7 protein-coding genes and 1 pseudogene are annotated in these 14380 nt (G+C 43.8%); 4 read left to right on the top strand and 4 right to left on the bottom strand.

Annotation, left to right across the window (positions count from 1 at the left end):
- Window positions 1–137: 137 nt before the first annotated feature.
- Both HMPREF9447_RS00810 and HMPREF9447_RS00805 read left to right on the top strand, forming a co-directional pair.
- Complete coding sequence (locus HMPREF9447_RS00810) at window positions 138–1595, top strand: potassium/proton antiporter (RefSeq protein ID WP_009127304.1); 1458 nt, start codon at window positions 138–140, stop codon at window positions 1593–1595.
- Window positions 1596–1810: 215 nt separating this feature from the next.
- The gene (locus tag HMPREF9447_RS00805) at window positions 1811–3475 is read left to right on the top strand and encodes a long-chain fatty acid--CoA ligase (RefSeq protein ID WP_009127303.1); all 1665 of its coding nucleotides are present in this window, start codon (window positions 1811–1813) and stop codon (window positions 3473–3475) included.
- 184 nt (window positions 3476–3659) lie between these two features.
- Here the strand turns inward: HMPREF9447_RS00805 and HMPREF9447_RS00800 are convergent, their stop codons facing one another.
- Window positions 3660–5687: a glycosyl hydrolase family 95 catalytic domain-containing protein gene (locus HMPREF9447_RS00800; RefSeq protein WP_009127302.1), complete on the bottom strand. Its 2028-nt coding sequence runs from the start codon at window positions 5685–5687 to the stop codon at window positions 3660–3662.
- Window positions 5688–5787: 100 nt separating this feature from the next.
- Between HMPREF9447_RS00800 and HMPREF9447_RS00795 the strand changes: the two are divergent.
- Both HMPREF9447_RS00795 and HMPREF9447_RS00790 read left to right on the top strand, forming a co-directional pair.
- Window positions 5788–6489, top strand: a pseudogene (locus HMPREF9447_RS00795) (DUF169 domain-containing protein); the annotation flags it as partial.
- Window positions 6490–6759: 270 nt separating this feature from the next.
- On the top strand, window positions 6760–7425 hold the full coding sequence (locus HMPREF9447_RS00790; protein WP_044137276.1) for a DUF4919 domain-containing protein: 666 nt from the start codon (window positions 6760–6762) through the stop codon (window positions 7423–7425).
- 94 nt (window positions 7426–7519) lie between these two features.
- Here the strand turns inward: HMPREF9447_RS00790 and HMPREF9447_RS00785 are convergent, their stop codons facing one another.
- The 3 genes from HMPREF9447_RS00785 to HMPREF9447_RS00775 all read right to left on the bottom strand — a co-directional run bounded on the left by HMPREF9447_RS00785 (window position 7520) and on the right by HMPREF9447_RS00775 (window position 14361).
- Complete coding sequence (locus tag HMPREF9447_RS00785) at window positions 7520–9673, bottom strand: glycoside hydrolase family 97 protein (protein ID WP_009127299.1); 2154 nt, start codon at window positions 9671–9673, stop codon at window positions 7520–7522.
- A gap of 50 nt (window positions 9674–9723) precedes the next feature.
- Window positions 9724–12222: a glycoside hydrolase family 31 protein gene (locus HMPREF9447_RS00780; protein ID WP_009127298.1), complete on the bottom strand. Its 2499-nt coding sequence runs from the start codon at window positions 12220–12222 to the stop codon at window positions 9724–9726.
- Window positions 12223–12570: 348 nt separating this feature from the next.
- Complete coding sequence (locus tag HMPREF9447_RS00775; protein ID WP_009127297.1) at window positions 12571–14361, bottom strand: endo-dextranase; 1791 nt, start codon at window positions 14359–14361, stop codon at window positions 12571–12573.
- Between the last annotated feature and the right edge of the window lie 19 nt (window positions 14362–14380).

Genomic DNA, 14380 nt, shown 5'->3' with positions numbered 1-14380 from the left:
CTATAAGTAAACATAACATTGAAAATGTAAAATCAAGTCTGAACATTTCTACCCTTAAAATTGTTTTAAAAAACACATAATCTTCGCTTCTGAAGAACTAAATCCTTGGATAAACAATCTTAAATAACACATAACTTATGATTTTTACAGCAGAAAATATTCTTTTAGTCGGTTCTATTTTACTTTTCATTAGTATCATTGTCGGTAAGACCGGTTATCGTTTTGGGGTCCCTGCCTTACTACTATTCCTTGTTGTCGGCATGATTTTCGGCAGTGACGGATTCGGACTACAATTTCATAACGCTAAGGAAGCACAATTTATTGGTATGGTTGCTCTTAGCGTTATTTTGTTTTCCGGCGGTATGGATACCAAATTCAGTGAAATAAAACCAATCCTCGTTCCCGGTATCGTTCTTTCCACATTCGGAGTACTACTCACGGCTGTCTTTACAGGATTATTTATCTGGTGGATTGCGGGCATGAGTTGGTCAAACATTTACCTGCCAATCACTACTTCACTGCTGCTTGCTTCCACTATGTCATCTACCGACTCCGCCTCAGTTTTCGCAATCCTACGTTCGCAAAAAATGAACCTGAAGCATAATCTTCGTCCCATGCTGGAGCTCGAAAGTGGAAGTAATGATCCCATGGCATACATGCTTACCATTGTACTGATACAGTTCATACAATCCAGCGGAATGGGAGTTGCAGGTATCTTCGGCTCATTTGTCATACAGTTCATCGTAGGCGCGGCTGCAGGTTATCTTCTTGGTAAACTTGCCATCCTCATGCTGAATAAGCTCAATATTGATAATCAGGCGCTCTATCCTATCCTTTTGCTTTCATTCGTATTCTTCACTTTCGCTATTACCGATCTTCTGAAAGGAAATGGTTATCTCGCAGTTTACATTGCCGGTATCATGGTTGGTAACAATAAAATCATGCATCGCAAAGAGATATACACTTTCATGGACGGGTTAACCTGGCTGTTCCAAATCATCATGTTCCTCTGCCTTGGTTTGTTGGTAAATCCTCACGAATTGCTTGACATTGCTTTGGTAGCAACTCTCATCGGCGTGTTTATGATTGTCATAGGCCGTCCGCTCAGTGTTTTCCTTTGTCTGCTGCCCTTTGGCAAAAGGATAACAAACCGCTCCCGCTTGTTTGTCTCCTGGGTAGGTTTGCGTGGTGCAGTGCCTATTATTTTTGCCACTTATCCGGTGGTAGCGCAGGTGCCGGGCGCTGACGTTATTTTCAATATTGTGTTCTTTATTACGATTGTATCTCTTGTAGTACAAGGTACCACTGTTTCTTTGGCCGCCCGCTTGTTGAAGCTCTCCACTCCGTTGGAGAAAACCGGAAATGATTTCGGTGTGGAACTGCCCGAAGAGATTGATTCCGATTTGAGTGATATGACCGTAACCACAGAAATGCTGGAAGAGGGTGATACACTGAAAGATATAACATTGCCTAACGGAGCATTGGTAATGATTGTGAAACGAGGCACGGAATTCCTGATACCAAACGGATCGTTGAAACTACATCTCGGAGATAAGCTATTGTTGATTTCGGATAAAAAGAACAATGAAATTTAGCGCAATGTGCTAAATTGAGTGACAAGCTACTAGCTATGAGTTACAAATGTAGCACAGCAACTTACAGCTAGTAGCTTGTAGTTCGTCACTTCCCCCAATTGGTTTGTTTTTCTTTTTCTTTCGTCTCCCACTAAAGAATAAATATAGAAACTTGCACGACATTACATTTAGCTCTATATTTGCGCAATTTTAATTAAAGTGTGCAATATTAACAGATGGAACAGGAACAACACTTCATTGATTACATTGAACAAAGCATCATTCAAAACTGGAATTTAAACGCCTTGACAGACTATAAAGGCGCTACCCTCCAATACAAAGATGTAGCCCGCAAAATAGCAAAATTCCATATTGTACTGGAAAGCGCTGGTATTCAACCGGGAGATAAAATTGCTGTCTGCGGCCGTAACAGTGCCCATTGGGCGGTTACTTTTCTGGCAACCATCACTTACGGAGCTGTCATTGTCCCTATCCTGCACGAGTTCAAGGCAGACAATATACATAATATCGTCAACCATTCCGAAGCCAAACTCTTGTTCGTTGGCGACCAAGTTTGGGAAAACCTCAATGAAGAAGCCATGCCACAACTGCTGGGTGTTATTCTAATGACCGAATTTACCGCTGTAGTTTGTCGTGACAAAAGGCTGATGGAAGCTTTCGAGCACCGCAACACCCTATACGGCCAGCGCTATCCTAAAAACTTCCGCCCCGAACATATCTGTTACCGGAAAGACGAACCAGAAGAACTTGCCATCATCAACTATACATCCGGCACTACCGGATACTCCAAAGGTGTCATGCTGCCCTACCGAAGTCTTTGGTCCAATGTCAACTATTGTCATGAGATGCTTCCGGTGAAACCCGGCGACAATATGGTGGCCATGCTTCCTATGGGACATGTCTTCGGCATGACATATGATTTCCTTTACGGTTTTTCTGCCGGTGCGCATCTCTATTTCCTGACACGCATGCCGAGTCCTAAGATTATTGCACAATCTTTTGCAGAAATCAAACCGCGCGTTATTTCATGCGTGCCTTTGATTGTAGAAAAGATAATCAAAAAGAATATCTTGCCACGGGTAGATAATAAGATAGGTAAATTGCTGTTGCACGTTCCTATCATCAACGACAAAATCAAAGCGCTTGCCCGCAAAGAAGCGATGGAAATATTCGGGGGCAACTTTGACGAAATTATTATTGGTGGTGCCCCGTTCAATGCTGAAGTAGAAAGTTTCCTCAAACAAATCGGTTTCCCTTACACCATTGCCTACGGCATGACGGAATGCGGCCCTATCATTTGCTCCTCTCGCTGGGAAACACTAAAACTGGCATCGTGCGGTAAAGCGACTACACGCATGGAAGTGAATATCGACTCATCCGACCCGCAGAGAGTTGCCGGAGAAATTATTTGTCGTGGCACTAATCTGATGTTAGGCTACTATAAAAACCAGGAAGCAACCTCACAAATCATTGATGTAAATGGCTGGCTGCATACAGGAGATCTTGGTACGATGGATGCAGACGGTTATGTAACCGTGCGTGGCCGTAGCAAAAATATGTTGCTCACTTCCAGTGGACAAAATATCTATCCGGAAGAGATTGAAAGCAAGCTGAATAATATGCCTTACGTTTCTGAATCACTCATAGTGTTGCAGAAAGAGAAGCTTGTGGCTCTTATCTATCCAGATTTTGATGACGCTTTCGCCAATGGACTGCAACAAACAGACGTGGAACGTGTGATGGAAGCGAACCGTAATGAGCTGAACCAGCAATTACCCGCCTTCTGCCAAATATCAAAAGTAAAAATTCACTTCGAAGAGTTTGAGAAAACTGCCAAGAAGTCGATTAAGCGTTTCATGTATCAGGAAGCAAAAGGTTGATCCGTTAACAAAGATATAAGATCATATTGAAATTTCTAATTAATGTTATAAAACATGCTTTTTTATTTGGATAATTTGCAGATATCTGGAATGTCCGTATCTTTGCACTGTGTTTTTCATAGTATTAGATTTAAGGTTAACAAAGGTTGGAGTACAGCGGTACTCCTTTTTTTATGCCCATAAGTCATCTATTCTCCCTCACATAGGCTTTTTTCTCCGGTCCTATTCCTTTAACAATCACTTTTTTCCAGTGCTCAGGAAGCGATGAAGGCAACTGTACAATACCACTGTCTGTTATCTGTAATCCACAAAAGCCATTGATTACAGCTTGCAGTAATCCGCCGGCTCCCGTCATGAAATAAGGATTATCGCTGGTAGCAGTCTCTGCCAATACCCCGAAAGGCGCACGCAAATTCGGCTGGTAACAACGGCAAAACATCTCATAAGCCCGTTTTACATCACCCATCCGGGCGTATTGTACACAAAATATAGAATAAGACATTGCTGGACCATTCTGAGGATCTATCCTGTCGGCATAATATTCCATATCTTTTTTCTGTGCCTTGGCATCCGTGATAAAGTAAAGTGGATAACCCAACAGGTTTACATCGGCTTGCTTAATCATCTCACCATCATAAGTGGCATGTTCGCGGGTCACACCGTCTTTGAAACGCAGGATACAAATATTCCGGCTGATTTCTTTCCAGATTTCCGGTACAGGTTCGTTGCAAATCGTAGCGGCTTCACAGGCATATTCCAAAGCACGGATAACGGCAGCATTAGTAAAAGCATTATCATCTATACCATTGGCATATTCATCAGCCCCTACTACATTGCGAATGGAATAGGAACCGTCATCATTACGTTCTACACGACTTGCCCAAAAATCGGCAACCTCTTTCATCAAAGGGAATGCCTTTGTACGAAGCCATTGTTCATCACGAGTAAGGCAATAATAATTCCAGCAAGCGATACTGATATCTGCCGTCACATGATGTTCTAAAGGTCCGGTCAATGCAAAGGTGGGAGTTGATTCTTCGCCATAATCATCACTTTCCCACGGAAACATGGCTCCTTTATATCCATAAGCCATTGCTTTCTTACGGGCGGGCACCAAGCGGTCAATGCGATAGTCGATCATTGATTTAGCTATTCCTTTATTCAGCATCAGCATCGGCGGAAACATCCAGAGTTCCGAATCCCAGAATATATGCCCGTTATATCCCTGAGAAGAAAGCCCCATAGGGGAAATGCTTAATCTACTACCTTCACGGCAAGATGAATAAAGATTGAAAAGTGCGAAACGAACCACCCGTTGCGCTTCATCATCTCCCTCAATCAAGATATCACTCTCCCAAAGCTCATTCCATAGCCTACAGTGAGCCACCATCAGAGCATCTGTACCTTCATGGATAGCGTAGATGACCTGCCGTTCGGCCTCATTATACGGGTCGCTGAAATCGCGGGTAGAACATACGGAACCAATCAAAGCAAAAGAAAGGCTATCCCCTTTACGCAACTTCATCGTAAAGAATATTTCTTTATCCATCTCATCATAAAGTACTTCCGTAGCTTTATCTTCATCAAAGATAAAAGCGGAAGAAGCGGAAACTTCCTGCTGACGATGGGTGGAAGTTGCATAAGACTGAAGCATATACATTTGAGTAGCGTCAGCTCTCATCTTACGGAAACGCTGTGTGGATTGAGAATATTCCTGGGGAACATCCATTCGGGCAGCTACCTTCAGAGACATATCGGATAAAACTTTCACATTCACACGGATAAGACCGGCATAAGGCATATTCCTCAGGGCACAGATACTATAATTTATATCTGCTTTCCCAATTATCTGGAAACTACTGTTATGGGTCGCCTCTTTCATATCAACATATTGAGACCAGTTTGCAACACATTCCGAATCCACCTTCTTCCCGTCAACATCCATTGACAACAGAAAAGGATTGATTCCTTTCAACACACGGCTCACTCCCTGCGGGCCATCTGTATCGAACACATGATTCAAGATTACTTGCCGGACAGAAAAAGGTTCTTTCCAGGGAAGAATACCGATACCTCCATTCGCCATAGGGGCACCTACATAGGGGGCACTTATATCAGAGGCGTGAAGTTGCCACAAATCAGCATCTTCACCTTTCACCATCTGCACAAAGAAAAAAACGAGAAGAAAGAAACAGGAGACACGTGTTTTCATAATCAATACGGATTTATAGATTTCTATGCAAAAATAGTCAAAATCCTATATAAATTGGCAATCAATCATTATCTTTACTACCTAACTAATTTCATTTACCATGGATATACATACATTCATCGCCAATTATCGGGAAGCTTTCGGTAAACGTGCCGAACTTCCTATCGCTTTCTGGTACTCGGACAAGTTGGAGAACGAGACGGAAAAAATCAATGGTTGCTTCTTCAAGGGAATGCAACAGGCAAGAGAAGGTAAAACCATCAGTCTGAATGCTGAAATCATAGGATGCGGTGGCGGAAAGTTCTACACCGGCTTTACGGAAATGCCCGTACATGTTCCGAACTTCGTATCCCTGAAAGAGAAATACAAGAAAACGCCCGAAATGGTAGTGGATTTTATCAGGCAAATCCAGGTACCGCGTGCGGAAAAGACTTATCTGCATTTTGCGCGTCTTGATACACTTGCTTCTTTCGATAATGTAGAAGGACTACTGTTTCTTGCTACACCCGATATTCTATCGGGACTCACCACATGGGCTTTTTTCGATACGAATGCATTTGATACGGTAGCCACACCTTTTGGTTCCGGTTGCAGTTCCGTGGTTACTTTTACCATTCTTGAAAACCGGAAAGGAGGCAAACGCACTTTCCTCGGTTTCTTCGATCCTTCCGTACGACCGTATTTTGAACCGGACATATTGAGTTTTACTATTCCTATGTCCCGTTTTAAGGAGATGTATCACACCATGCGCGAAAGTTGCCTGTTTGATACACATGCCTGGGGGAAGATTAAGGAGAGAATAAACGGGTGAAACCTTGAAAAAAAGTAAAGAAGGAAAGCACTTCTTTTAATAAGTGTTATAAAAACACTTATATAGGTCTAATAATTTGGAGATATGCAGAATGTCCGTATCTTTGCACTGTGTTTTTCATAGTATTAGATTTAAGGTTAACAAAGGTTGGAGTACAGCGGTACTCCTTTTTTTATGCCCATATGTTTGGAATGTCCCTACAAAATCCTTTCCTTTGTAAAAGCGACGGTCTTTCAAAATCAACTCCATAAACATAATACCATGAAAAAAGCATTATTACCAATCCTTCTCTTCCTGTTCCCGATATGTCTATTCTCACAAGAAAACATAGACGTGGATTACTCTAACATAAAAGAGTACATACAAAAGCAACCGGGCGGATATGCACAGCTAACCGAACGTTTCGAAATCAATGATAGTCTATTAACTTTAAATGATTATGCACTTATCTACTATGGATACTCTTTCACTTCTAAATATAAAGGAAGTATGGATATTTGGCAAGATGTAGATTCTCTTATGGAAGAAAAAAGAATGGAAGAAGCATATGAACAGGTGAAAGAATATCGGAAAGCCAATCCTGTATCACTAAAATTACTTATATATGCGGTTAATCTTGCATCCGAACTGCAAAAAGAAGAGGAAGTCCAGTCATATGTAAACAAGTACGTCAAGCTTTCTTCCGCTATACTTTCCAGTGGAGATGGCACCAGCGAGGAAACAGCATTCAAAGTTATCTGCGTTAATGATGAATATCAGATTCTGTATAATGTCTTTGATGTACAAAACCTGAAGCAACAATCATTAGTGAATAATTGCGACCTGATGGAGTTTGAGAGTAGTCCATATTATCAAGGGACTCAGATATATTTCGATATCAGCCGCTCATTGGATTTCATGGAGGAATTATTCAATAGAAAAAAATAGTAATTACACTTGAAAGTATATCTTGAAATAACAAAAAAAGGGAAAGTCACAACTTTCCCTTTTTAAATACATATTCTTAGCTGACCAAATCCTTTTATTGAGAAACTCTTAGTGTTTTCAATCCCTTTACTGCTGCCTTATCCTTGACTTCCATAATACTGATAGCATAACCACCACCGGGAGCTGCTTTCAGTTTCAGCACCGTTTTAGGAGAAACAATTCCTTTGCTGATTACATAGGCCTGCGGATTTGTCTTGTAATCGGCATCCTTTGCGTCTGCATAAACGGTAGCTATGTACTGTTTATCAGCATCCAGAAAGTCCAGTTTCAAGACGGAAGTATGCCCCTGTTCATTGCTAGTACAACCGATGAACCAGTCATTGGTTCCTTTGGCTTTACGAGCTGCGGTGATATAACGTCCCGGCTCTGCTTCCAGATAGCGGCTGTCGTCCCAATCCAAAGCTACATCTTTGATAAACTGGAAAGCATCCATGAATCGTTCATAGTTCTCGGGAAGGTCGGCTGCCATTTGCAAGGGGCTGTACATCGTTACATAGAGTGCCAACTGGCGTGCCAGTGTAGAATTGACATGCGAATGGCTATTGGGATTCAGTTTATTGATATCCATCTCAAAAATACCCGGCGTATAATCCATCGGGCCACCTTGCAGACGGGTGAAAGGAAGTACTGTGGTGTGGAAAGGCTTGCTTCCGACAAATGCTTCATATTCTGTACCACGGGCTGACTCATTGCCTATCAGATTCGGATAAGTACGACACAGACCTGTAGGACGTACGGCTTCATGAGCATTGACCATAATTTTATGTTTGGCGGCTTCGGTCACAGCATAAAGATAATGGTTGTTCATCCATTGTCCGTAATGATATTCACCGCGCGGAATGATATTGCCTACATAACCACTCTTCACTGAATTATAACCATATTGATTCATCAATTCATAGGCTGCCTTCATGTGACGCTCATAATTGCGCACAGAAGCCGATGTCTCATGATGCATCATCAGACGGACACCTTTGGAATGGGCATATTCATTCAGATACTTGATATCGAAATCAGGATAAGGCGTCATGAAATCAAAGACGTAATCTTTTGAATGCCCGAACCAGTCTTCCCAGCCGGTATTCCAACCTTCTACCAATACCTGGTCGAAACCATGTTCAGCAGCAAAATCGATATACTTCTTCACGTTTTCTGTATTGGCGGGATGAATACCATTCGGTTTTACTTTCGTATAATCCGTCTCATCCAACTTTACAGAAGGGAGATCAAAAGTATAAGCCCACGGTTTGCTGCCTGCAATCATTTCCCACCATACACCGACGTATTTCACCGGTTTAATCCAGAAGGTATCCTCGTATTTACAAGGATCGTTCAGATTCAGAATCAGATTGGAAGCTAATAACTCACGAGCGTCATCGCTTACCATCACTGTACGCCATGGCGTGTGACATGGAGATTGCATATAGCCTTTATCACCTTGTGCATCCGGAGTCAACCATGACTCAAAGGTCAGGTTCTTATCGTCCAGATTCAGGTGCATACAAGAATAGTCCACTAAGGCGGCTTCATGCAGGTTGATATATACTCCATCGGCTGTCTTCATTTGCAGGGAAGTCTGTATGCCGGTTGGTGAAAATTGTGTCTGCGAAGCATTATCAGAAATAGCTCCTTGCATCAGGCCGCGAATTTCCGAAAGCTTCGACTCTGTATAGTCATATTCCTGTGTATCATAATCTCCAGGAATCCACCAGGCTGTATGATCGCCTGTCATGGCAAACTTGGTACGCTCTTCCTTTATCACGAAATAAACCAGGTTTTTCTGTTGTGGAAATTCGTAGCGAAATCCGACGCCATCGTCATATACGCGGAAACGAAGATTCATGTACCGCTCCGTGGAAGGTTGTTTCAACTCTACCAGCAGTTCGTTGTAATGGTTACGGATATCTTTTGTTTCACCCCATACAGGCTGCCAGATTTCATCGAATGCAGAGGTTGAAGTTTTCACTACTTCAAAACCGTCCAACAGGTTATTGGCATTCTTTAGTTCCAATCCTAAGGTACTGGGGTTGATAATAGGTTGCCCTTTGTATGCTATCTGATAGGTGGGCGTTCCATTCTTCGATAGTTCAAAATCCAGTTTCACCTTGCCCGATGGAGACGAAACTCCTTCTGCTTTCCCCGCTAAAACGAAAAGAAGGCAAACTGCACTAAGCATTAACTTTTTCATAATCTTATTTTTATTATTAGCATTAATAAATCATTTTGTAATCGGGAGTTTTAATAAAGAAACTCAATGATGTGTTCCCGCCCATCATCCGGCAGCCTCAACAAATAAAAATTCTGCTTCTTATCCGGGCTCCAGGCTATCGTTTTGAATTCTTCTTCCAACGTTTCATCCAGTTTCTCCGCTTTCATTTTCCTGACTTTTGTTCCGTCAATCAGTACTTCCTTCGGCATTTTCCCTGCATAAATGCGGAACATGAAATTACGTTCTCCACGCAAAGCGTACTTCTCTCCCGCCCTCTTTCCGATTGCGAGCGTATACCCCTTTTCCGTTGTCTGGCAAGTTATAGGCGTACGCAAAAATTCTCCACGTAAATAACCCAAGTCTGTTCCTGCATCCTCATAGAGGCAGAAAGAAGTTTCACCACCCGATACGGCAGGGAAAATCTCGAATGTAACTGGGTAAATAGCTTTCTCATCCGTATAATTCATGACCGGCATCTGAGGAATAATACTGCCCTTCCGCACAAACATGGGAATCGTGTTCAACGGAGCAGCAGCCGTGATCCATTGCTCACCACTATATTCCGTATACTTATCGTTATAATCTATCCAGACACCTTCGGGCAAATACACATTTTTATTAGTCGCCCCCTTTTTGACCACCGGAGCTACCAGCAACTCGCTGCCGAACATAAATTGTGCATCCGTGGAAAAAGTCTCCATATCCGCCGGATATTCCAAGAACATAGGGCGCATAATCGGTAGACCGGTTTCGTGTGCCTCACGGGCATACGTATAGATATAGGGTAATAAACGATATTTCAGTTCGATAGCCGCCTTTACATTCTTCTCTGCTTCCTCTCCGAAAAGCCACGGCTCCACGGCAACATCTCCTTCATGGTGAATACGACTCAAGGGATTGAATGCGCCCAACTGTACCCAACGGGTATAAAGTTCCGCCATAGCGGGATAGTCTTCAATATCCCCGCAATAACCGGAAATGTCGCACGCCACAAACGGAATAACCCCTAATCCGGCAGACAGAAGCACAGGTATCTGATTCGCCATCTGTCCCCAGCCTTGCAACACATCATCTCCGTTGCCGCAATCCCCGGTCCAGCCAAAGGTATAGCGTTGCAATCCGGCAAAGGCGGCACGCGTCATCTGGAAGACACGCAGGTCGGGATTCCGTTTCTCGAATTGCTCCTTGACTACTTTATCCCAGGTCAGACCGTACACATTATGAATCTCATCGTGCATACCAAGATGGTGTTTCATCACGAGACGCTCCGTCTGTTCCTCGTTGCTCCAGGCAGGTTCGCCCATATCAGTCCAGAAGCCGGCAATGCCGTCATCTATGGGTTTCTGTTGATAAGCACCCCACCAGTCGGCCACTTCGGGAATGGTAAAGTCCACTACACCACAGTTACCGCCCCAAGGCCAGGGCATATCATAGCTTCCTCCTGTGGTGGAGTCTTTCACAAGATAACCGAAGCGGTCGGCTTCTTCCCATTGCTTCCTGTTGGCCTGGGAGATGACAGGGTCTTGCGAAACGATGACTTTAAAGCCCATCTCTTTGAGGTCGGCAAGCATTTTCTTCGGGTTCTGATAGTTCTCTTTCCGCCAGTTGAAGTCTTGCAGGTGTTGGGTCCAGCCAATGTCCTGATAGATAATGTCGCAAGGAATGCCCCGTTTGCGGTATCCTTCGGCTATTTCATAAGAAAGTTTCTCGGTAGTCAGCAAACCACGGCACTGTGCAAAACCTAACGCCCATTTGGGAGGCATAATAGGCTGTCCGGTCAGTGCGACATATTGCTTCATGATTTCTTTATAATCCTTACCGAAAATAAAATAGTAAATCATTTCTCCGCCGGGGGCTTCGAAGCTGTAATAATCGCGGCTCTCGGTGCCGAATTTGAATTCTGTCTTATACGTATTATCCAGAAAGATGCCATAGCGATAGCTGCTCATAAAAAAAGGAATACTCTTGTACAAAGGGTCTTCCACAATGCTGTAGCAGGGTTTGTCGCTGTTCCACATCTTATAAGATTCTCCGCGTCGGTCCAGTTTGCCAGTCTTCTCGCCCAGGCCGAAGAAGTGTTCGTCCCGGCGGAGGGTCTTGTATTCCACTTTGCGGGTTCCTTCGCAGACGTGGCCCTTATCGGCATAGTCACTGAACAGGAGTTTCTGATACTTGTCGAATATCTGGAGGCTGAACGGGGCTTTGTTGACCCGGATACGGAGTTTAGGCGTGAATATCTCATAACAGGCATTCTGTTCGTCCACCTGAACCGTGCCCACATCTTCCAGTTCTTCATTGATGACGGCAAAGGAAGGGTTTCCCCGTTGCAGTTTTCCGTCCGGCGAAAACCAGACACGCACCACCGAAGGGCTGCACAGTTGTAGCTGCACTGCTGAGGTGTCATTCAGGTGGAAGGTAACGTTTCTCCCTTCCTTGGAATAAGAGATGCAGTTTCCGGTTATATTTCCGCTATATGAATACGGAGACAGGAAACACAATACTACTAATAAATATATATATATTTTCATGGTTTATATCCTTTATAATCTGTTCTTTTCTGAGCGGTTATGAACTAATTCCACCAACGGGCGATTTATCTTCCTTTACCTTAATAAGTAGATGGTTGTTTCCTCCCGTGGTGATTCTATTTACCCCAAATGGTAACTTCATTTACATGCCGAGGTAAAGGCCGTTACATACCGAGGTAAAGAGCGTTACAATAGGTGGTAAAGGTCGTTACATACGGCGGTAAATGCTTTTACATCGTGAGGTAAATAGAATGTAAATGCTATCTATTGATAATCAACAAACTAAGTAGGCGTATTGGTGAAGCTGATTCATTCTTGGGCAATCTTAAATCAACTCCAATAACAGCTTTATTCTATCACAATCATTGTCCAGTATTTCAGTGAAGGAAGCGTAAAGGTTATCGCTCCGTCTTTCTGCTCAAAAGCCAGTTCCTGCGAAGCTCCGGCATGAGCGTCGGGAGTAGCGACCCACACTTTGCTTACTTTCCCGACGACTTCCAGCTTCAAAGGCACTTTAGTCACCAGGCGCGGTTCGGGCATGCTGCCGTCGAGGTCTCTCCAACTCAGACTGTTTGCGCTGAGGAAATTGAGCAGATGGACTACCTGCCGGCCATTTACTCTTTTGGCAAAAGCCGTTATGGACGATTTCTTGGGTGGCCAGACATTCAAACTTAGATTCTTGCTGGCATCAGTACAGTTCAGAGTGACCTTTTCTTCCTCTCCACCATCACGAAGGAGGTTCTGATAGGCAGTCATAAAGTCATAATAACGCACGATGGCAGTCTGCAACGCATCACTCATCCGTAGGCGGGTGTTCGGGAAGTATTCGCTGCATAGCATGTGGTCGCCTCCCAGTTCCAGATGAGAACCGCCAAGGGCAAACATCACCGCATCCGTCAGCAAGACTCCCGGCATATTGAAGTCTCCAGAACTCTTTTCATAGTTCATGTAGGCGGCAAATACTGTTTTCAACGTTTGGTTGCCGTATTGATGATTGGCTTTCAGAATGGTGTATAAATCCGTAAAGTCCGCCTCATCTCCCCAAACTTCATTATAAAGGAAATCGACTTTGCCCGTCCCGGCAATCTGGGAGGCGCCGTAGCTGCTGACGGCATTCATCACCAGGCGCTTTTCGGGATGCCGTTGCTTCATGGCGTCGATGAACGAGGTGTAGGACTTGGGAAGATTCACCTTGTTTCCTTTGTAGTCGTAGCGGTCGCCCCGGTTTCCTAACTGGTCTATCTGATAGCCGTCGAAATCAAGATTGGCATAGACATCATCATTGCGCTGGGCTATGTAAGCTTGCCATTCTGTGTTGGAAGGATCAAGAAGATAGATATTACTTTTCCAACTGTCGGGCAAGGTGTGCGCATCCTTATCCGTATGTCCCGCGCCCTTAAAGATGTACCATTCTTCTTTCACACCATCATTGGCAGCATCGTCGAGTGCACCGAAACAAAGATTATAGAACATAGACTTCATTCCGTATGTATGCTGAATGCGAATATAGTCTTTTACCGATTGCGTGTAAATGTCCCGGTTGGCAATGTCTTTATATACCGCATCCAACTGTTCGCGCATGCCACCTAATGGCCAGTGGTGTTTGTTGTGCCAATCCTGAAACTGCACACCATTGATATGGCAACGATTCAGGAAAGCCATTTCTTCCTGAATTTTACTTTCTGTTTTAGAAGCATCGAAGGTGGCGACAAAGCCGTAACGGGGAAAACGGATCCAGTCGCTGGATACATCTACGGCAATAGTGCCGAGAATAACTTCTGTACCGTCATCTTTCGTGCGGTATACATCTGCCAGATAACCGATAAAATCTGTTGCCGGTGCAGTCCACGTCCAGGAAGTACCTACAGCGGCTTGTTCGGAGACGACTTTGTTCTGGGTACGATAGCGTATCTTTGCTCCCGCAGGCAGGGCATCGGCTGTAAAAGATACAGTTTCACCCGGTTTGTAACAGGCCTTATCGGTAACGAGGCTTACGGTTAAATCGGAGGTTACCGGAGTGACATCAGTCACTCCGCCAATTTCACCTCCTCCACCGGAACCACCGCCGGTTTCATCATTGTCTTTGCTGCACGAGGCCAGAAAGAACAGTGTGGTAATTGCATAAATTATATATTTCATCCTATTGAATTTTAAGAAC

It is taken from the genome of Bacteroides oleiciplenus YIT 12058, assembly GCF_000315485.1.
Taxonomy (GTDB): Bacteria; Bacteroidota; Bacteroidia; order Bacteroidales; family Bacteroidaceae; genus Bacteroides; species Bacteroides oleiciplenus.
The sequence above is the reverse complement of the archived record's forward strand: the minus strand, read 5'-3'. Positions and strand labels throughout refer to the sequence as shown.